At 68.9% G+C, this 19,438-nt stretch carries 17 protein-coding genes; 7 read left to right on the top strand and 10 right to left on the bottom strand.

Features of this window, described 5'->3' with window-relative positions; translation table 11 throughout:
• Positions 1–4: 4 nt before the first annotated feature.
• The 5 genes from ACZ5CR_RS42315 to ACZ5CR_RS42295 all read right to left on the bottom strand — a co-directional run bounded on the left by ACZ5CR_RS42315 (position 5) and on the right by ACZ5CR_RS42295 (position 8,008).
• Positions 5–1,162, bottom strand: coding sequence for an IS701 family transposase (locus tag ACZ5CR_RS42315; protein WP_468868149.1), 1,158 nt, complete (start codon positions 1,160–1,162; stop codon positions 5–7).
• A 333-nt stretch (positions 1,163–1,495) separates the two neighbouring features.
• The gene (locus ACZ5CR_RS42310; protein ID WP_468868146.1) at positions 1,496–4,480 is read right to left on the bottom strand and encodes a CARDB domain-containing protein; all 2,985 of its coding nucleotides are present in this window, start codon (positions 4,478–4,480) and stop codon (positions 1,496–1,498) included.
• 594 nt (positions 4,481–5,074) lie between these two features.
• The gene (locus tag ACZ5CR_RS42305) at positions 5,075–6,136 is read right to left on the bottom strand and encodes a fatty acid desaturase family protein (protein WP_468868143.1); all 1,062 of its coding nucleotides are present in this window, start codon (positions 6,134–6,136) and stop codon (positions 5,075–5,077) included.
• A gap of 16 nt (positions 6,137–6,152) precedes the next feature.
• Positions 6,153–7,247, bottom strand: a complete 1,095-nt coding sequence (locus ACZ5CR_RS42300) for a ferredoxin reductase (protein WP_468868141.1) — start codon at positions 7,245–7,247, stop codon at positions 6,153–6,155.
• Between the two features lie 362 nt (positions 7,248–7,609).
• Complete coding sequence (locus tag ACZ5CR_RS42295; RefSeq protein ID WP_468868138.1) at positions 7,610–8,008, bottom strand: DUF5994 family protein; 399 nt, start codon at positions 8,006–8,008, stop codon at positions 7,610–7,612.
• 667 nt (positions 8,009–8,675) lie between these two features.
• Here ACZ5CR_RS42295 and ACZ5CR_RS42290 point away from each other — a divergent pair.
• Entirely contained in the window at positions 8,676–8,930 is a 255-nt protein-coding gene (locus ACZ5CR_RS42290) for a CopG family transcriptional regulator (RefSeq protein ID WP_468868136.1), read from the top strand.
• Positions 8,927–9,343 (top strand): type II toxin-antitoxin system VapC family toxin, encoded by a 417-nt coding sequence (locus ACZ5CR_RS42285; RefSeq protein ID WP_468868132.1) that lies wholly within the window; start codon positions 8,927–8,929, stop codon positions 9,341–9,343. The genes ACZ5CR_RS42290 and ACZ5CR_RS42285 overlap by 4 nt, the downstream gene beginning before the upstream one ends.
• 87 nt (positions 9,344–9,430) lie before the next feature.
• Here ACZ5CR_RS42285 and ACZ5CR_RS42280 read toward each other — a convergent pair whose 3' ends face one another.
• Positions 9,431–9,874 (bottom strand): PIN domain-containing protein, encoded by a 444-nt coding sequence (locus ACZ5CR_RS42280; RefSeq protein WP_468868129.1) that lies wholly within the window; start codon positions 9,872–9,874, stop codon positions 9,431–9,433.
• Positions 9,871–10,131, bottom strand: coding sequence for a ribbon-helix-helix domain-containing protein (locus ACZ5CR_RS42275; protein ID WP_468868127.1), 261 nt, complete (start codon positions 10,129–10,131; stop codon positions 9,871–9,873). The genes ACZ5CR_RS42280 and ACZ5CR_RS42275 overlap by 4 nt, the downstream gene beginning before the upstream one ends.
• Before the next feature lie 155 nt (positions 10,132–10,286).
• Here ACZ5CR_RS42275 and ACZ5CR_RS42270 point away from each other — a divergent pair, with 155 nt between their 5' ends.
• On the top strand, positions 10,287–10,553 hold the full coding sequence (locus ACZ5CR_RS42270) for a hypothetical protein (protein WP_468868124.1): 267 nt from the start codon (positions 10,287–10,289) through the stop codon (positions 10,551–10,553).
• Between the two features lie 491 nt (positions 10,554–11,044).
• On the opposite strand, the gene ACZ5CR_RS42265 is transcribed toward ACZ5CR_RS42270, so the two are convergent.
• The 3 genes from ACZ5CR_RS42265 to ACZ5CR_RS42255 form a co-directional block, all read right to left on the bottom strand.
• Positions 11,045–12,412, bottom strand: coding sequence for a class I SAM-dependent RNA methyltransferase (locus tag ACZ5CR_RS42265; protein ID WP_468868122.1), 1,368 nt, complete (start codon positions 12,410–12,412; stop codon positions 11,045–11,047).
• 112 nt (positions 12,413–12,524) lie between these two features.
• Entirely contained in the window at positions 12,525–14,597 is a 2,073-nt protein-coding gene (locus ACZ5CR_RS42260; RefSeq protein WP_468868119.1) for an APC family permease, read from the bottom strand.
• A 61-nt stretch (positions 14,598–14,658) separates the two neighbouring features.
• Positions 14,659–16,977, bottom strand: a complete 2,319-nt coding sequence (locus ACZ5CR_RS42255; RefSeq protein ID WP_468868115.1) for an MMPL family transporter — start codon at positions 16,975–16,977, stop codon at positions 14,659–14,661.
• A 243-nt stretch (positions 16,978–17,220) separates the two neighbouring features.
• Here ACZ5CR_RS42255 and ACZ5CR_RS42250 point away from each other — a divergent pair, with 243 nt between their 5' ends.
• From ACZ5CR_RS42250 to ACZ5CR_RS42235, 4 genes are all read left to right on the top strand, one after another.
• Positions 17,221–17,553, top strand: coding sequence for an ArsR/SmtB family transcription factor (locus ACZ5CR_RS42250; RefSeq protein ID WP_389916936.1), 333 nt, complete (start codon positions 17,221–17,223; stop codon positions 17,551–17,553).
• The gene (locus tag ACZ5CR_RS42245; RefSeq protein WP_389916934.1) at positions 17,553–17,792 is read left to right on the top strand and encodes a hypothetical protein; all 240 of its coding nucleotides are present in this window, start codon (positions 17,553–17,555) and stop codon (positions 17,790–17,792) included. The genes ACZ5CR_RS42250 and ACZ5CR_RS42245 overlap by 1 nt, the downstream gene beginning before the upstream one ends.
• Before the next feature lie 139 nt (positions 17,793–17,931).
• Positions 17,932–18,600: a potassium channel family protein gene (locus tag ACZ5CR_RS42240; protein ID WP_468868111.1), complete on the top strand. Its 669-nt coding sequence runs from the start codon at positions 17,932–17,934 to the stop codon at positions 18,598–18,600.
• Positions 18,600–19,277, top strand: coding sequence for a potassium channel family protein (locus ACZ5CR_RS42235; protein ID WP_361842937.1), 678 nt, complete (start codon positions 18,600–18,602; stop codon positions 19,275–19,277). Before ACZ5CR_RS42240 ends, ACZ5CR_RS42235 begins: the two co-directional genes overlap by 1 nt.
• Positions 19,278–19,438: the final 161 nt, after the last annotated feature.

Genomic DNA, 19,438 nt, shown 5'->3' with positions numbered 1-19,438 from the left:
CACCCTAGGCCGAGCAGCGGCGGGAGGCCGTCGCATAGCCGCCGGAGTCCTGATCGGAGAGCGCGGCGGCCGCGTGCGCAGCGGAGGCGAGCGTGACGTGCCGGTGCCAGCCCTGGAACGAACGCCCCTCGAAGTCGCGCATGCCGACCCGGTCGGACTGGTCGGTGGCGCCGCGTTCGATACGACGTGAGAGATGGGCCAGCCGCATCAGCAGGGCCGGCGGGGCGGTGGTGAGGTCGGTCAGCCAGTACCGCTCGGGCCGTCGGCGGGCGTCCGTCCACTCGCCGACGAGCAGCAGCGGCCGACGGGGCTGCGTACGGCGGCGGGGCCCGGACGCGGATTCGGGAAGCTCCACCCGGACCGCGGCGAGGAAACCGGTGCGTATGGAGTGGTCGGCCCGGTCCTCGTAGCGCACCGGGCGTCGCAGCGCACCGGCGGCGTCGATGACACGTCCGACGGTGCTCACCTCCGCCGCCGCGCCCGGCAGTTGGGGATCGGTCACCTGGATCTGCGCACCGGGGCCGACCCCGAGCAGGAACGGCGCACCGGCCGACGCGAGCTGCGAAGGGACGGTGTCGACGCCACCCTCGACGGCGTCCATGACGACCGGCAGCCGGGGAAGGGTGCGGGTCTCGGCGAGGTCGAGCACCGCACGGGCCGCGCAGCCCGCGAGCGTGGTCTCGTCCGGCAGGTGCAGCGCCCAGCTGACCGGCACGCTCATGTCGTCCGACACAGCCCACATGCCGAAGGCCTGCTGCCCGCTGACCATGTGCCCGGACCCGGCGTCGAAGCGCCGTTCGACGCCGACCGAGTGCGCCCCCGACTTGGGGATGACCATGGGTTTGACCACCCAGGCCTGGAGGTTGAGCAGCCCGTCGAGCTGAGCCGCGAGATTGGCGCGCACCGGACGCCAGTCCCAGGTCGAGCACGAGATGAAGTGGTGCAGACTCTGCTCGCCCGCGGGCATCCCGGCGTGCGCGGCGATGTTGCGCATGGTCTTGCGCCCCCGGGCGGTGAGGAGCCCCCGTACGTACAGCTCGGCCTTGCGCCGCTGGTCGGCCCGCGGCAGCGGCTCGAACACCCCTTGGCACAGCGCGCTGACCGCGTCCCGGACCACCCGGCTGCTCTGCGGGCGCGTGAACTGTACGAGTTGCGGGCCCATAAGACCTCGCCCTCCCCCTGAGTCGGTGGCGTCTGTGTCTCCCAGAGCCTCCCCCACGCCCGCCCCACCCACGAGGTCCCGCCGACACACACCACCCCCCGGGTGGTGGTGGGCCCACCACCACCCCCCTGCCAAATCCCCCTCGATCCCCCCTCCACAGCCACTCGGGAGTGTGCCCGGCCCACCCCCCTCTGCCCAAACCGTCACAGACCGGACGGTCGAGGCCGACCCGAGCGGCACAGGTCCAGCAGTGCCGCGGGCGGATGGACCAGTGCCGCCCGTACCCGATGAGCGGGCACAGGCGGCCTGCCGCCACCACCGGAATCGACCGGGCTACCGCGCGGTGAACGCCCGGTTGGCGGACTTCTTGGCGCCCCCTCCGTTGATCACGAACTGCGACCCGGGCTCCTTCAGGATGTCGCCGTCGCGCGAGCCGCTGATCGTCACATCCGTGAGCGTCGCGCTGCCGCGTGCGCCGCCCATGGCGAGGATGCCGGAGCCGTTGTTGGACTTGGAGATCGTCACGTCGGAGATCTTCACGTCCGGCATGGCACCGCCACCCGTCTTGAACTGAATGCCGTCGTACGTCGAGTCATGGATATCGGTGTCGCGGATCGTGACACCGGGGATGTCAGGCCCCTGGGCGAACAGCGTGATGGCGCCGAACTCCTGGTCCTCGTTCCAGAACGCGCCGCCCGTGCGGTAGAGCCCGTTGTTCGCGATCAGCGTCTGCCCGGTGAAGGGGATCGGGTCGTGGTCGGTCGCGAGCATGATGCCGGGGTAGTTCATGGTGTCGTACACGAGATTGTTCTCGATCTTGTTTCCGTAACCGCCGTACACAGCGATGCCGTTGGCGCGCCAGGGCAACTGCACGGTGTTGTTGCGGAAGGCGTTGTCGTGGCCGACGTCCACCGACGTGTCCTTCACGTATTTGCTCGCCCACACGGCGAGGGCGTCGTCACCGGTGTTGCGGAAGGAGGAGTTGAAGACGGTTGAATTCCGGGTGCCGTTGGTGAAGTTCACCCCGTCCGCGTACGTGTTGCGGATGCGCATCCCGTTGAACTCCAGGCCGTCGCCGGGGCCCCACAGCTCCGGGATGTTGCTGTAGTCGCGCCCGACCCAGGCACCCACGTTGGCGTGCTCGATCCAGACATCATTGATCTTGGTGTTCTTGCCGAAGCGGCCATTGAGACCGACGCCTCCCTCCGCGTTGCCGTCGCCGCCGCGGATGGCACCCGAGCCGAAGATGGCGATGCCGGAGATCTTGGTGTTGTCGTCGATGTCGAAGCCGAAGTTGCCCTCGTGCGGATGGTTGATGCCACCCGCCTCGTGCGGCGGGGTCAGCGTGTAGAGCTGGGAGTGCCACATGCCCGCGCCGCGGACCGTCACGTCACGGATGCCCACCTGGTTGAACTGGCCGCGGTTCAGCGGGTCGTCGGTGAGGATCTTCTGTTCCTGGCGCCACTGTCCGGCGGGGATCCACACGCAGGCGATGTCGCCGTTCTGGTCGGCGGTCACGGCCCGCTGGATCGCGGTGGTGTCGTCGATGCCGTCGTTCGGGATCGCTCCGTACTGGGTGATCGATGTGCACTCGGCGGGCTTGCTCGCCGGGGGCGCCACCTGCTCCAGGTCGATCAGGTCGACGATGTAGAACGCCGCGTCGTCTCCGGCGTCGCGCTGCAGCTTGAACTTGGTGCCCTGCGGATACGTCTGCGTGAGCAGTGCGTGCGACTCGTCGAAGAGCCGCCGCGCGTCGCCGCCCGGGGTGTTGGTAAGACCCTCGGGCTGGTCGGTGTTGCCGTACAGCCAGCTGTGCTTGGAGGACAGGTCCAGCTTCTGCACGAACTTGCCGTCCGCGTAGAGGCTGAGGGTCTTCGACTGCCCGCCGCCACCCGGCGCGTCGGGTATGGAGTTGCGTACGACGATGGAGTTGGCCGCGCTGGTGGAGCTGAACTCCACGAACTGACCGGTGGAGTTGAGGCGGACGGACTTCCGCGCCGAGGATTCGGTGGCGAAATTGGTGTGCCCGAAGGTGCGCACGGCGTCGGCCTCGAGCAGCGTGCCCTCGTACCGCCCCTCCTCCGCCTCGTACTCGACGTACGGCACGGCCGCCCCGCGCCCGACCACGATGGAGCGCGCGAAGACGTTGTTGTTCTCGTTGGTCTCGGCGACCGTGTTCGTGGCGTCGGCGGTCGCGGTGAGCGTGGCGCCGCCGCTGGCCGCGGTCCAGCTGCCGCTGATGCTCACGGTGGCCGTCTCACCTGCGGCGATGGCAGGAGTGGCGCCGTTGAGGGTGTCACCGCCCACGGTCAGACGGGTCACGGACCCCGAGCTGACGCCGCTGGTGCCGCGGTTGTGGACCTTGGCGGAGAAGGTGACCTTGGCCCCCACGGCGGGGTTGGCCGGGTTGGAAGTGATCCCGGTGACCTCAAGATCGGGCCCAGGGCTCTGACCCACCGTCAATTTCTCATCGGCGGTGCGACTGTTGTTGTCGTCGTTCTGCTCATCGATCGTGTCACTCGGGTCGACGACCGCGGACAGGGTGTAACTCCCCTGCGCGCGCTTGCCGATGCCCACCTTGACGACAGCCGACTCACCGGCGCCGAGCGCGGGCACCGAAGCACTGCCCGCGACGGTGCCGCCGAGGCTGACGTTCACCGTGGTCGCACCGGCGGCGGCGTTGCCGGTGTTGCGCACCGTGGCGTTCACGTTGACCTCGTCGCTCTCGGAGGGCTTCGCGGGATCCCAGGTGAGGTTCGAGACGGTCAGATCGGGATTGGGCGCCGGGGTCCCGATCACCTGGAACTCGGCCGCCTGGGCGCCGTATCCGGAGCTGTTGCCGAAGACCTTCAGCTGGACGTCGGCGTACCGGCCCGTGACCGGAATGGTCACGGAGTTCCGGTTACCGGAGGGATTGAAGGAGTAATCGGCCCGCGCCTTGAGGGACTTGAAGCCCTGAGACGACTGCTCGCGCCCGAGCACCTCGATGCTCTGCGTACGCGTCGACCAGGCCGCGTCGGGGTTGAGCTTGACGACGACCGATTCGAGATCGGCGTTGGCACCGAGCTTCACCGTCAGCGTCGACGGATGGCCGCTCGACTCCCAATAGGTGCTCGCGCTGTTGTCGTTGGCGTTCGTGGCGAAGTAGTTCTGCGTCGACGAGGACGCCTCGATCGGCTTGTTCAGAGCAAGGTTCACGGGCTCGGCCGCGGGCCACGCGGTGGCCGCGCCGGCACTGACGGGCACCAGGCCGAGGGCTATCAGGCCGGCACTGAGCGCGACGGTGATCAACCGTCGGCTGCGTTGCTTCCATCTCATGGCGTCCTCTGTTCCACGGGGGGCTGCGGGACCGCGGTGCGCCTTGTCCACGCAGCGCGGGGAGGAGCGGGGGGTTCTGGGCGGCCGGATCACCCGGCATGAACTCACGACTCACATAGGGAATTTGCCGAGTACAGTCGATTAATTGCGCCCACGAGAGCACAGATTTGCCGGACACCCCAGGAATGTCAACGCTTCGCACACACCCCTCACCTCCGGGGCAGCCCAGTCCAGTTCAGACCTCACAGCCGTAGCTGACGCCACAGCCCAGGCCAACGGGGTGCTGCGCCGGGGCGGCGGGCATCGACACACCTGACCGGCTACGCGAATTTCTTGCTCGATTTCATCAGGATCTTGCGAAGCGGGCGCCGACTCAGGCGCGAGAACGCGGAAGGCGGGCTGCCACACGGCTGGAGCGCCAGGCGGGCATCAAGCGGGCGTAAAGCAGGCATCAACGCCTGAGCACACCGGTGCGGTACTCACACGCCCGGCCCAACCGCAGGAACTCGCCGAGGCCCTGATCCGGTGGACGGCCGAGGCGTCCTGCCGCGAGACGTGCGGGCTTCCCGGCCCCGGGTGCGTCTGCGCACTTCGTCATCCCGGTACGGCGAAACGCAGGATGCGGCCCCAGACGGAGCCGTACTGCCGCCACAACGGGCCGGTGACGTAAGGGATGCCGTGCTCTTCGCAGATCTCCCGCACTCGCGGGGCGATCTCGGCGTAGCGGTTGCTGGGCAGGTCGGGGAAGGCGTGGTGCTCGATCTGGTGGCCCAGGTTTCCGCTGAGCACGTGGAAGAGAGGGCTTCCCTCGATGTTGGCCGAGCCCTGGATCTGGCGCAGGTACCACTCGCCTCGTGTCTCGCCCTCGATGTGCTCCTCGGTGAAGGTCTGGACATCGCCGGGGAAGTGGCCGCAGAAGATGATGGTGTTGGTCCACAGGTTGCGCACGGTGTTGGCGGTGAGGTTGCCCAGCAGGCACGGCAGGGCCGAGGGCCCCGCAAGGAGGGGGAAGAGCACGTAGTCCTTGGCGAGCTGCCGGGTGGCCTTGGTGGCGAGTCCGGCCAGGTCGGCCGCGAAGGAGCGCCACGTCTTGCGTCCGGCGGCGACGGTATCGGGCTCCAGGTCGTACAGCGCGATGCCCCACTCGAAGAACGGGGCGAGCACGAAGTTGTAGAGAGGCTGTGCGAGATGACGCGGACGCCAGGGCTGGTCGGCACTCATCCGGAAGACGGCATATCCGAGGTCCCGGTCGCGGTCGACGACGTTGGTATAGGTGTGGTGCTGGTGGTTGTGGGTGCGCTTCCACGCCTCGGCGGGAGTGAGGAAGTCCCACTCCCAGGTCGTCGAGTGGATGGACGGGTCGCCCATCCAGTCCCACTGGCCGTGCAGGATGTTGTGGCCGAGCTCCATGTTCTCCAAGATCTTGGCGACGGAGAGCATCGCCGTACCCGTCGCCCAGGCGGGCGGGAACAGTGAGCCGGCCAGGGCTGCCCGGCCTCCCACCTCCAGGCCGCGCTGAACGGCGATCACGGTACGGATGTAGCGGGCGTCGTCGGCACCGCGCGCGGCGATGACCTCGGAGCGGATCCGGTCCAGCTCCTCACCGAGTTGCTTGCCGGGGGCCGCCTCCACGGAAGCGAGAGGGGTCGCAGTCACGGGGACTCCTTGGTGGCTAGGCGTCAAGGGCCAGCGGTCCGGCGGCCGCCGAGACACAGGTCTGGATCATCTGGCCGGTCCGTTCGTGGACTTCACCGGTACGCAGGTCACGCACGCGGCCGTACGTCAGGGGGGTGAGGCAGCCGAAGCAGATGCCGCGTCGGCATCCGTACGGCATCGCCACACCCGCCGACTCGCCCACGACGAGAAGCGGTGTCGTGGCGTCGGACACGGCCTCGGCACCGGTGCGAGTGAACAGCACTCGGGAGCTGGAGCCGGAGGCGTCTTCGAGCTCTGGAGGCGGGACCGGTGCGATCTGGAAGCGCTCCACATGGAGGCGCCCGCCCAGGCCTGCCCGCGACCAGTGGTCCTCCACCGTGCCGAGCAGGGCGGCCGGGCCGCAGGCCCAGGTTTCGCGCTCCCGCCAGTCCGGGCAGAGCCGTTCCAGATCATCCGGGGCGAGCCTGCCGTGCTGCCGAGTGTGGTGCTCGTAATAGTCCAGCCAGGGCAACTGCCTTCGGGCCGCTTCCAGTTCAGAGCGGAAGATACTGTCCCGGGCGCAGGGCGCACTGTGCACCAGCACGACATCGGGGTGCGGCGGCCGTTGACGCATGAGCGTACGCAGCATGCCCATGACCGGGGTGATGCCGCTGCCCGCGGTGACCATCAGGATGCGGGGCGGGAGGGGGTCCGGAAGAACGAACTCCCCTTGCGCCGGACCAAGTCGCAGGACGGTGCCCGGCGAGGTCCGACCGGCCAGCCGCGCGGACACCGTACCGTCGGGCACCGCCTTGACGGTGATCGTCAGGAGTCCGTCCCCCTGGCCCGGCACCGAGGTGAGGGAGTACGTGCGCCAATGCCATGCGCCGCCCACCTCGACGCCGACCGGTAGATATTGCCCCGCGCGGTACCCCGACCAGCCCCGGCCGGGCCGGAGGGTGAGGGTGGTGGCGTCCGGCGTCTCGGGGCTCACCGCCGCCACGCGCCCCACCGGCGACCGAGCACCGAGCAGGGGGTCCATCAGTTCGAGATAGTCGTCCGGGGTGAGCGGGCTGGTCAGCCAGGAGGCGGCGTTCAGCAACCCGCGCACGAGAGCCGATGAGGCAGGCATTCGCAGAGTCCTCTCGTCGCGCAACACGAGGTGTGCTGCGTACGTCGAGTCGTCCCGGGCCCGGCTGGACCAACGAAACCACGACTGCGCGAACCGACGCACGGCCAGGAGTGGCATCCCGCCACACGCGCTCTGCGGCATCCGGCGAGGGCGCGCCCGCGCAACGCGGTGGTCTGCGAGGACATGCCAGGACAGACCTGACAGAGATGACTGGAAGAGGGCGCCGACGCCGTATCGCCCCGACCACCGCTTGAAGCATCCGCGCGTCTCCGGTCTGCGCCGGAACTCACATCCCGCGCGGCCGCGACAGCCGCGACGTCGAGCAACGTCGAGCGGCGTAGACCTCCGAGACCTCCGAGGGATCAGACGCGGGCGCCAGCGACACCCGACATGAGCAGCGCCGCCTCTTCGGCCGGTGTGTCCGGGGGCACGACCAGCAGGTCCCAGCGCCCCCGGCCGGGGCTGAGCAGGACGATGGTGTGCAGGTCCGACACTGTCGGACCACGGTGCAGTCGTATGACCTGGTTGGCCACGAGCATCCGGCCGGGTACGACGGACCACTTCGCCCCGTTGACCGTGACGCTGCTGATGTCACCCCAGTTGGGAGGCAGGCCGGTCAACAGCTGGGGCAGTTCGGTGAGGACGTCGAACGAACGCGGCCACCAAGCGCCGTCGATGGCCCGGGGCAGGACGCCGTCGGGCGCCAGGGACAGACGGAGAAGGGGCAGAGAGGGAAGCGGAAGTGCCTGGGCGGTAGCCATGAGGCTCCTGTCAGCGTGTGTGACTCAAGAACAGCGGAGAGCGTCAGTACCGGCGGGCGGCGATCCGGGCCGTCGACGGCGCTTGGCGGCCGCGGTCCGCACCGTGGCGGGCGCTGGTGGGGCCGGCGTCGTGAAGGTTGCGCCGACACTCCCTGAAGGAGGGTGATGTCCCGTCGCACTCGCTCTGCGCATACGGAGCGTGGGTCGGCGGCGTCGCCGTCGCGGTCCTGTCAGACACGAGCGTCATGGCGGGGCACCTCGAACCTCGGTGCGAATGGCGCGGCCGGGGTCCCGGGCTGCCCCTTGAGAGGGAATCGCGAGGACGCAGGCGCTCCGGTGCACCGGCACACCAAAGGCCCTCGCCCTCACCGTACTCCTGCCGCCAGGCCAAAGAGCCGGTCGAACCCCCGTCGTGAGCTGCGCGAGAGCCCCGGTGAGGACGGGGCGGGCGGTTCGAGGATTTCCAGGTGTTCGTGGCGACGGCGTGGGCGAGGGAGGGCGGAGTTCAAAGCCCCTCCCGAGGCTGCCATAGCCCTTTCACGGCAGGGCTCCCGCGTCACGTCGGTGATCAGTTTCTCGATCGCGGCAGTGCCACGACCAGTCATCGCCGGGATCGCGAGGACCTATGTCGCCCACACCCGGTGGGATGAGAGGTAGGATAAGGAGCATGAGTGAGGCTACCGGCAAGTACTCGATCACAATGCCCCGCGACATCGCGGAAGCCGCCCGCGCTCGCGGCGGCCCTTCCGGCCTGTCCGCCTACGTGGCAGCCGCCGTCGCCCGCCAGATCGAACGCGACAACCTCAACGAACTCATCACCGTCGCCGAGGCCGAACACGGCGCTATCACCGATGAAGAAGTCCAGGCTCTGCGCGACCAGCTCCACCAGGCGCAGACGCAGGGCAGGACGAATGCCGCGTGACCCGCTCCCCCGCCCTCGCGCCGGGCGGCACCCTCGTCCTGGACAGCGAAGGGCTGGCCAAGGCCGTACTGCGTGACCGCACCGTCACCGCGTGGCTTGCCCTCGCCCGCGCCGACGACCTGCGGGTGATCACGTCCGCGGCCACCCTCGTCGAGGTGGTCCACCCCCGGATCAACCGCCCGGCTCTGGAATGGACGCTGTCCCGCCTCGTAGTCGAGCCGGTCACCGAGCCGATCGCCCGCCACGCCGGCACACTGCTGGCCGATGCCGGGCTGCACGGGCACAAGTACGCCATCGACGCCATACTCACCGCCACCGCCCTCTCCGCACCCGGCCCCGTCACCCTCCTCACCTCAGACCCGGAGGACATCGCCGCACTGTGCGGCACGCGCGTCACCGTGATCAAGATCTGAGCAATGAGCCTGCCCCGCTCCACGCAGCAGCCGACTCGCGCCCGCCACCGCAATGGGGGACGACGTCTCGGACATGTGCCGCCAGCTTCAGAGGGGAAGATCGTCCGGGAGAACCCGGAACGCCTTGTGGCGGCCCAACGGGCGTACCGCGCGAAAGTCGCGGCGGTCGAGCGTGAGAACGGCATCGGTGTCGTAGTCGGCAGCGAGAGCCACGTTCACGGCGTCCGCCAGATCCAGGTCGAGGTCGCGGTAGCGGGCCCGCACGGACTGGGCGACCCCCAAGTGATCCTCAGTGATCTCGGGGATGACGATTCGACCGCGACGCATCCAGTTCCGGATGTCGTCTACCGCGCTGAGCGCAGCTTCACGACCGAGTTCTCGGGTGGCCACGTGATCGATCTCCGCGAGCAGCAGAGGTGACATCACCAGGAGACCGGCGGCCATGATCGCTTCATTGGACGCCTGATGCTCGGGGTGGGTGGAGTCGAGCGCCGCGAGGAGCCCGGACGTGTCCGCGATGACGATGATCACGTGGCGGTTCCGCTCCCGGTCTCACGGCGCACGGCGTCGGCCACGGTGTCACGCACCTCGCGCTTGCTGGGGGTACGACCTGCCCCCTCGAAGGTGCGGGAGAAGAGGGGCTCGTCCCAGACGCGGTTGGCCATGGCCGCGAGGTGGATGCCCTGGCGGATGATCTCGGCCTCGCTGATGCCGCGCCGCTTGGCCGCCTCCTTGATGATGGCGAGGTCCTCGGGATCGGCGTAGACGTTGGTTCGCTTCATGGACATGTACCAAGGTTAGCGTATGTACCAATTTGATGTATGCCTAGGAGTGAACGATGGCCGGTGACTCCTGCGGCACGCCGCGCCACGGCCACGTACCCGATGGCCACAAGCTGCGCCGGGCTGGTCGACTTGGCCTCAACGATCCCAGGGGGACGGTTGTGGGAATCGTCGATCGGTCGACAGCAGAGCGGCAGCGACAAGCGAAGAGCCTTCGGTTCGGCGTCGGCCTGTACGTGTCCTGCGGCGACCCACGCCTGTTGGGACGGGTCCTGCAGGCGTACGGGCACGAGTTCGACCCGTACGAACTCCTCGCGCACACACTGCTCCACGTCTACAGCAACCTGCCGCGGTACTTCAAAGACCTGCCCGAACCGCCCGAACCCACCCTCGACTCGCTCGCCGAAACGTGGTTCGGCACCAAGTGAAGACGCCCCGCATCCCCTCCCGACTCCTCTACGCCCCCGCACCGACGGCCGGGCCCGGAATCCCGGGCGGGCGCCAGATGTGACCTTCGAAGGCGGCACGGCCGTCTGGCACTGGGAAATTCCCGACGCTCCCCGGCCCCAGGACCGTCGGGCGCTCAGTACCGAGGAACGGGAGGACCGCACGGCCGGTATGGCACCCCGTCGCGCCACCGAGTTCGTCACCAGCCGGGCAGCCGTCCGGTCCATCCTCTCGGACCTGTTCGGCACCTGCACGTCTTCACCACGCCATGCCCCGGGGCAACTGTGTCCGCAGGGGGCTTGGCAAGTCGACTCCTGAGCCGGGTACTCAAGTCGGCTCAGGAAGCAGCCCCTCCGGTGGTGACGGCCGGTCAGGAACAGTGCTCGGCGAGCTTCAGATGAGCGTCATTCCAGCGTCAAGAGGTCGCCCCCAGCACCCACAGTGCTCATCATGCCCATCGACAACCTGCAGTTCAGGAGCTTTTTGCCGCCGGCTCAAGAATCGCCACGCACTCCACATGATGCGTCATCGGAAACAGATCAAACGCCCGCAACGACCGCACCCGGTATCCACCCTCCCGGAAGTACCCCAAGTCCCGTGCCAGCGCGGCCGGGTCGCACGCGACGTATGCGATCCGTCGTGCGCCGAGGCCGGTCAAGTGGCGGACCGTCTGCTTGCCCGCGCCCGCGCGCGGCGGGTCCAGGACGATCAGGTCGACCTCCGTGATGCCGGTGCGCGGCAGGGTGGCCTCGACCTTGCCCTGTTCGATGCGGACGCGGTCGAACGCGGCGAGGTTGTGGCGGGCGTCCTCGACCGCTCGCTTGCCGGACTCGATGCCGAGGACCGCGCCCTTGTCACCGACCCGGTCGGCGATCGCGCCCGCGAACAGGCCCACGCCGCAGTAGAGGTCCAGGGCCGTGTCGCCCTTGCGGGGCGTCAGGCCCTGCATGACCGCGAGCATCAGGGTCTCCGCGGCCTTCGGGTGGACCTGCCAGAATCCGCCGTTGCCGACGCGGTACGTGCGGCCGTCGGCGCGCTCGCGGACGAAGGGGCGGCCGTGGACGCGGTGGACGCCGCCGTCCTGCTCGGCGATGCGGAGGACCGAGACCGGCTTGTCCAGTTCGACGAGGGGCAGGCGTGCGCCCGGCTTCGGTTCCAGGATGACCTGGCGGTCCTGGGAGCCTGTCGCCGCGATCGCCTCCACCGACTCCATGCCGGACCAGTCGTGCTTCTCGATGCCCAGCTCGGAGACCCCGGGGGCGGCGATCATGCAGTGCTCGACGGGCTCGACCTCGTGCGAGCGGTGGCGGCGCAGACCCGCGTTGCCGTCGGGGTCGACCGCATACTGGACGCGCGTGCGCCAGGCCGGGACCTCGCCCGAAGGCAGCTTGTCGCCCTCCGCCGGTACGACCGTGCCGTCCCAGCCCGCCTCCTCGGGGGTGAGGCCCGCCAGGCGCTGGAGCTGCTCGGTGATGACCTCGCCCTTGAGGCGGCGCTGCGCGCCCGGCTTCGCGTGCTGCCAGTCGCAGCCGCCGCAGCGGCCGGGGCCCGCGTACGGGCAGGGTGCCTCGACGCGGTCCTTGGAGGGGTCGAGGACCGTCACCGCGTCCGCGCGCAGGAAGCGGGACTCCTCGTCACCGTCGGTCACGCGCGCGATGACCTTCTCGCCGGGGAGCGTGTGCCGGACGAACAGCACCCTGCCCTCGGCCGTGCGGGCGACGCAGTGGCCGCCGTGCGCGACGGGGCCCACCTCGACCTCGTACTCCTGCCCGACGAGGGAGGCAGCCTGCGAGCCCTCCTTCGAGTTCCCCGCCTGCGATTTCTTCGGTTCTGCCTGCATGGCGGGGTGACTCCACAACGTAAGGGGGCATCGGCCGAAGGGAACGGCCGGACAACAGCCCACCAGTCTACGTGGGTGTTGTCCGGCCGCTCACCAAGAGCCCGGGCCCGGGTCAGCCCTTGCTGCCGTTCCCGCCGCCATTGCCGTTGCTCGGCTCCTTCGCGCGCTTCTCCACCGGGCCCCGCCGCACCGCACCCGGCGCGTTCCACTCCGACCGCTTCCTGGCCCGCTTCTTCGCAGCCTCGGAGGAGTCGAGCTGGTAGGGGACGGATGTGACCATCACGCCGGGAGTGAAGAGCAGACGGCCCTTGAGCCGGAGCGCGCTCTGGTTGTGCAGCAGATGCTCGTACCAGTGGCCCACCACGTACTCCGGGATGATCACGCTGACCACGTCGCGCGGGCTCTCCTTGCGCAGGCCCTTGACGTACTCGATGATCGGCCGGGTGATCTCGCGGTAGGGCGAGTCGAGAATCTTCAGCGGGACATGGATGCCGCGCCGCTCCCACTCGGCCCTGAGGGCCTTGGTCTCCGCCGCGTCGACGTTGATGCTCAGCGCTTCGAGTGTGTCCGAGCGCATCAGCTTGGCGTAGGCAAGGGCGCGCAGCGTCGGGCGGTGGATCTTGGAGACCAGGACGATGGAGTGCACGCGCGAGGGGCGCACGCTGTCGTCGGACGGGGTGTCCGGAGCGGCGATCTCCTCGGCGACGCGGTCGTAGTGGCGGCGGATCGCGGACATCGTCGCGTAGAAGATGCACATGCCGAGCAGGGCGACCCACGCGCCGTGCGTGAACTTCGTGACGAGTACGACGACCAGGACCATGCCCGTGAAGAAGGCGCCGAAGGTGTTGATCGCCCGCGAGCGGATCATGTGGCGGCGCTTGGCCTGGTCCTTCTCCTTGCGCAGATGGCGGTTCCAGTGCCGGACCATGCCGATCTGGCTGAGCGTGAAGGAGACGAAGACGCCGACGATGTAGAGCTGGATCAGACGGGTCGAGTCCGCGCCGTAGATGACGACAAGCAGCGCCGCGGCGCCCGCGAGCAGCACGATGCCGTTGGAGAACGCGAGCCGGTCACCGCGGGTGTGCAGCTGACGCGGCAGGTACCGGTCCTGCGCCAGGATCGAGCCGAGCAGCGGGAAGCCGTTGTACGCCGTGTTGGCCGCGAGGAAGAGGACGAGGGCCGTGGCGGCGGCAAGGACGATGAAGAGGAAGCTGCCGTTGCCGAAGACGGCCTCGGCGACCTGGGAGATCACCGGGTTCTGTACGTAGTCGGCGCCGACCGGCACGCCGTTGTGGAAGAGGTCCTTGCCCGGGTACTCCGCCATACGGACCTTGGTCGTCATGGCGAGCGCGATGATGCCGCAGAACATGGTCACGGCCAGGGCGCCCATCAGGGCCAGGGTGCTCGCCGCGTTCTTGCTCTTGGGCTTGCGGAAGGCTGGGACGCCGTTGCTGATGGCCTCGACGCCGGTGAGTGCCGCGCAGCCCGAGGAGAAGGCCCGAAGCAGCAGGAAGACCAGCGCGAAGCCCGCGAGGCCTTGGTGCTCGGGCTTGATCACGTAGTCCGCGGTGGGCGCCTTCATCGTCTCGTCGAGGACGATGCCCCGGAAGGCTCCCCAGGCGATCATGATGAAGACGCCTGCCACGAAGACGTAGGTCGGGATGGCGAAGAGCTTCCCCGACTCCTTCACGCCGCGCAGGTTCATCACCGTGAGGAGCACGATGACGGCGACGGCACAGAGCACCTTGTGCTCGACGACGAACGGAATCGCCGAGCCGAGGTTCTCGATGCCCGAGGAGATCGACACCGCCACGGTCAGGACGTAGTCGACGAGCAGGGCGCTCGCGACGGTGAGTCCGGCCTTGGGGCCGAGGTTGGTGTTGGCGACCTCGTAGTCGCCACCACCGCTCGGGTAGGCGTGCACGTTCTGCCGGTACGACGCGACGACGGTGAACATCAGCACCACGACCGCGACGGCGATCCAGGGGCTGAAGTGGTACGCCGACACACCCGCGATCGAGAGGACGAGGAGCACTTCTCCCGGGGCGTAGGCCACGGAGGAGAGCGGGTCGGACGCGAACACGGGTAGAGCGATGCGCTTCGGCAGGAGGGTTTCTCCGAGCCGGTCGCTGCGCAGTGCGCGCCCGATGAGGATCCGTTTGGGCACGTCGGTCAGTTTGGACACGCAGAGGATCGTAAGCGTTCGAATGGGTGCCCGCCCACCCACCACCCCCTAACTGCTCGGGTTAGCCACGACGCGCCGTCCGGGGCTCCGCCCGATGCCCGGAAAGCGGACGCTCATCGGTGGTCTCCGGTACGTCCGGTGCCTCCCCCGTCTCCTGTGCATCCTGCGTCCTGTACGTCCCATGGCGCCCGGCCACTCGTTCCTCGGCGCGGCGGATCGCGCGGGACGGCCACCAGGTGGCGCGGCCGAGCAGCAGCAGCGCCGACGGCAGGATCATGATGCGAATCACCACCGCGTCGAGCAGAACGGCCGCCGCCAGGACGAAGCCCATCTGCTTCATCTCCAGGATGTGCAGCATCACGAAGCTCGCGAAGACCGTGACCATGACGATCGCGGCGCTGGTGACGACCTTGGCCGACGAGCTGATGCCCTGGATGACGGCCTGCCGGGTGGGCACGCCGTTCAGCGCGGCCTCCCGGATCCGGCTGACCACGAACACCTGGTAGTCCATCGAGAGCCCGAAGAGGATCACGAAGAGGAAGAGCGGAACCCGCGAGGAGATCCCGCCGAGCGAGATGAACGAGAGCAGTTCCTCGGCCCACTCCCCCTGGAAGACCAGGACGAGCAGCCCGAGCGCGGACGCGGCGGAGAGCAGGTTGAGCACGATGCCGAGCAGCCCCAGGACGACGGAGCGGAACGCGAAGACCGTCATGGCGAAGGTCATCAGGAGCAGGAAGCCCAGGACGAGCGGCAGCTTCTGGTTCTGGTGTTCTACGTAGTCGGTGCCGCGCGGCACCTCTCCGGTGACCGCGGTCTCGACGCCGGGCAGCTTGCCGACGGTCGCGGGGACGTAGTCGTCGCGGAGGTGGTCGAGGGACTCCTCGGCCTTCTCCGAGTACGTCGGGTGCGGGGCGTTCAGCTCCAGGGTGGTGGTCCTGCGGTCCTGCGAGGAGCGCAGGAGCGGAGCGCCGGAGGGGTGCGAGAAGAGCGGGTCGGATTTCGCCCCGCGGTCAAGGTCCGTCAGGGCCTGCCGCACGTCGGCGGCCCGCGATGCCTCGGCCCGCACCACGACCAGGTGCCTGACGCGCTGCTCCGGGAAGGCTTCGAGCAGCCGGTCGTACCCCTTCATCGCCTCGATGTCGCGCGAGAAGCTGTCCCGCGCGGGGTTCTTGAGGTTCATGTTCAGGGCGGGCAGCGCGAGCCCCAGCATGACGAGCACCGAAAGGCACAGGGTGAGCGCGGGACGCTTGCGAGCGGGCGCGAGCAGCACGTTCCAGGCGCGGCCCGGCTTCTTCTCGCCGTACGTCCCGCGGACCGGCTTGCCCTGCGCGAGCCGCTTGGCGGCACGGCGCTCGGTACGGCGTTCGGTACGGCGGCCGAGCTTGACCAGGAGCGCGGGCAGCACCGTCACCGAGCTGACCACGGCGACGGCGACGACCAGGATGGTGCCGGTGGCAAGGGAGTCGAAGATGACGTCACGCGCCAGGAAGAGCGCGGTGGTGGAGACGATCACGGCGAGTCCGGAGACCACGATGGCACGGCCCGCCGTCGCGGCGGCGGCCTCGACCAGGGCTTCGGAGGTGAGACGGCCGCCCGCGCGGGCCCGCTCCTCGCGTTCGCGCTTGAGATAGAAGAGCGTGTAGTCGACTCCGACGGCCATGCCGATGAGCAGGATCATGCTCATCCCCACGCCGGTGTCGGGCAGCAGGTGCGAGGCCAGCATCGCCAGGCCCATCGTCGCCATGATCGAGGTCACCGCGAGCAGCAGCGGTACGCCGACCATGACCACCGAGCCGAACACCAGAGCCAGCGTGATCAGCGTGGCGGGCAGCGTGATTGCCTCGGAGAACTGCAGGTCCTTGTCGCGCTGGTCGTCGACGCCCTTGCTCACGGAGGCGTCACCGGTCTCCTCGATCACCAGGTCCGGGTGGACCTTCGCGGCCTCCTCGGTCTGGGCCTGGAGCGGGGGGACGTTCTCCTGATCCTCTTGCTCGGAGCCGTTCAGCTCCACCTGGACCCGCAGGACCCGTCCGTCGGCCGACTTCACCGGCGCCGCCACCGAGGCGACCTCGGACAGCGACTTCATCCGGGCGGTGACGTCCTTGACGGCGGCATCGGCGGCCGCCTCGTCGAGCGGCCCCGACTCCGCGCGGATCAGCACCTGCTCCGTGGACCGCAGCTGCACGCCGCCCTCGGTCGCCAGAGCCTCGGCGCGCCCCGCTTCCCCGACGCGGAAGTCCTCCGATGTCGCGTTGTTCATGCCGGCGGCCATCCCGCCCCCCAGGCAGAGCACCACGAACACCAGCCACCCGATGACCGCCCGCCCCGGATGCAGCGCACTCCATCTCGCCACGCGCACCGTGACCGATCGCTTCCCCATGACCATCCCCGCCCCTTCGTCATCTCCTGGCCTTCATGTGTAAGTTGAGACTGACAGGTGAAGGAATGAACCGTCAACTGTCATTAATGGCTAGGGGTAAGCGGATTGACAGTGGATCCCGTCATGCGTAAGTCTTGGCTGACAGGTTTCGGTCGACAGCGTTCGGTCGACAGGTTTCGGGACCGGCGAGAAGACGGTCGGCAGGTTTCGGGACCAGCGAGAAGACGAGCGAAAAGGCGGGTCATGGACAGCGAAGAGCTGCTCGCCTTCCTCTCCGCCGTCGGCCATGCCCAGCGGATCCGGATCATCACCGAGCTCGCCCCGGGACAGCTGTACGTCAGCGAACTGGCGCGGCGGCTCGGCGTCTCCCGGCCCCTGCTCTACATGCACCTCGAACGTCTGGAGAAGGCCGGTCTCGTCGTCGGCCGCCTGGAGCTCTCCGACGACGGCAAGGCGCTCAAGTACTTCGAACTGGCGCCGTTCGACGTGCGACTGAACGTGGACACGATCCTCGCGGCCGTCCGGCAGGACGCGTCGGACGAGGCAGGGCAGCAGCACTCACCAGAGGGGTCTTAATGGACGACGTGATCATCCCGGTCGCCTTCTTCCTGATACTCGCCGGCGCGATCGTGGCAGTCGCGTACTTCCAGACGCAGCGCAACCGCGAGCGCGACCGCCAGTACGCCGAGGCGATGGAGCAGTACCGCGACGTGGTCGAGCGCGCCAGGTCCGAGCAAGAGGCGGCGCGGCTGCAGCTCGTCGAGATGGGCTACCGGCTGAAGTCCGTCGAGGGCCTGCTGCGCAGCGTGGACTGAGTCAGCGGCAAAGACTGCGTACCGGCAGGTGCACGGGGGTGCCCTCCACGGACCGTGCGTGTGTAGCTTGGGCGTCGGTCTGAGACGCTTTTACCGTTCAGCCTGAGCAAAAAGTATTGACACAGCCGGAAGGACGGGCGTGCACATCGTCATCATGGGCTGCGGGAGAGTCGGATCGGCTCTCGCGCAAACCCTGGAACAACAGGGGCACACGGTCGCCGTGATCGACCAGGACCCCACCGCCTTCCGCCGTCTGGGCTCCGGCTTCGGCGGTCGCCGCGTCACCGGTATCGGCTTCGACCAGGACACCCTGCGCGAGTCCGGCATCGAGGACGCGGGCGCCTTCGCCGCGGTCAGCAGCGGCGACAACTCGAACATCATCGCTGCCCGCGTGGCCCGCGAGATGTTCGGCATCGAGAACGTCGCCGCCCGCATCTACGACCCGCGGCGCGCCGAGGTCTACCAGCGCCTGGGCATCCCCACCGTCGCCACGGTCCGCTGGACCGCCGACCAGATGCTGCGCAGGCTGCTGCCCTCCGGGGCCGAACCGCTGTGGCGCGACCCCACCGGCGGCGTACAGCTCGCCGAGGTGCACGCGTCCGAGGCCTGGATCGGCCACAAGATCAGTGAGCTCCAGGAGGAGACCGGCGTCCGCGTGGCCTTCCTCACCCGGCTGGGCGAGGCGGTCCTGCCGACCTCCCAGACGGTGCTCCAGGAGGGCGACCTGGTGCACGTGATGATGCGTACCGACGAGGTCGAGAAGGTCGAAGCGGCGTTCGCCGAAGGCCCTGAAGAAGGCGGTCAGTGATGAGGGTCGCCATTGCCGGAGCGGGCGCGGTGGGACGTTCCATCGCCGGTGAGCTCCTGGAGAACGGGCACGAGATTCTGCTCATCGACAAGGCGCCGACCGCCATCTCGGTCGAGCGCGTCCCGCAGGCCGAGTGGCTGCTCGCCGACGCCTGCGAGATCACCTCGCTCGACGAGGCCGCGCTCCAGCGCTGCAACGTGGTGATCGCCGCGACCGGCGACGACAAGGTCAACCTCGTCGTCTCGCTGCTCGCGAAGACCGAGTACGGCGTCCCCCGGGTCGTCGCCCGCGTGAACAACCCCAAGAACGAATGGCTCTTCAACGAGTCCTGGGGCGTCGATGTCGCGGTCTCGACCCCGCGCCTGATGTCCGCGCTCGTCGAGGAGGCCGTCAGCGTCGGCGATCTCGTCCGGCTGCTCCGCTTCAGCCACGGCGACGCGAACCTCGTCGAGCTGACCCTGCCGCCCGAGTCGGCCCTCGCGGGCACGACGGTCGGCGACGTCCAGTGGCCCGAGGACACCTCGCTCGTGACGATCATCCGCGGCACGCGCGTCCTCGCGCCGACCCCGGACGACTCCCTGGAGGCGGGCGACGAACTCCTCTTCGTGGCGGCCCAGGCCCGCGAGGAGCAGCTGGAGGACCTCCTGTCGGTACGCCGGGAGGACGCGGCGAGCTAGGCGCTTCGCTCGCTCATACGCGGAGGGGGGGGGGGGGGGGGGGGGGGGGGGGGCCCCCCCCCCCCCCCCCGGTGTGGGGGGGAAAAGACCAGGATGTCCTGGTTCCCCCCGCTCCCGCAAAAAAGGTATCCCACCTTCTCTTCCGTGCCCGTGTCCCCCCC

The sequence above is a fragment of the Streptomyces sp. NPDC031274 genome (genome assembly GCF_055570235.1).
This window is presented reverse-complemented; position numbering and strand designations above follow the sequence as displayed.

Excerpts from the sequence above, each read along its gene's own strand:
- ACZ5CR_RS42315 (WP_468868149.1), bottom strand. The coding sequence starts at position 1,162 with ATGGGCCCGCAACTCGTACAGTTCACGCGCCCGCAGAGCAGCCGGGTG.
- ACZ5CR_RS42310 (WP_468868146.1), bottom strand. The coding sequence starts at position 4,480 with ATGAGATGGAAGCAACGCAGCCGACGGTTGATCACCGTCGCGCTCAGT.
- ACZ5CR_RS42300 (WP_468868141.1), bottom strand. The coding sequence starts at position 7,247 with ATGCCTGCCTCATCGGCTCTCGTGCGCGGGTTGCTGAACGCCGCCTCC.
- ACZ5CR_RS42295 (WP_468868138.1), bottom strand. The coding sequence starts at position 8,008 with ATGGCTACCGCCCAGGCACTTCCGCTTCCCTCTCTGCCCCTTCTCCGT.
- ACZ5CR_RS42290 (WP_468868136.1), top strand. The coding sequence starts at position 8,676 with ATGAGTGAGGCTACCGGCAAGTACTCGATCACAATGCCCCGCGACATC.
- ACZ5CR_RS42275 (WP_468868127.1), bottom strand. The coding sequence starts at position 10,131 with ATGTCCATGAAGCGAACCAACGTCTACGCCGATCCCGAGGACCTCGCC.
- ACZ5CR_RS42265 (WP_468868122.1), bottom strand. The coding sequence starts at position 12,412 with ATGCAGGCAGAACCGAAGAAATCGCAGGCGGGGAACTCGAAGGAGGGC.
- ACZ5CR_RS42255 (WP_468868115.1), bottom strand. The coding sequence starts at position 16,977 with ATGGGGAAGCGATCGGTCACGGTGCGCGTGGCGAGATGGAGTGCGCTG.
- ACZ5CR_RS42250 (WP_389916936.1), top strand. The coding sequence starts at position 17,221 with ATGGACAGCGAAGAGCTGCTCGCCTTCCTCTCCGCCGTCGGCCATGCC.
- ACZ5CR_RS42245 (WP_389916934.1), top strand. The coding sequence starts at position 17,553 with ATGGACGACGTGATCATCCCGGTCGCCTTCTTCCTGATACTCGCCGGC.
- ACZ5CR_RS42235 (WP_361842937.1), top strand. The coding sequence starts at position 18,600 with ATGAGGGTCGCCATTGCCGGAGCGGGCGCGGTGGGACGTTCCATCGCC.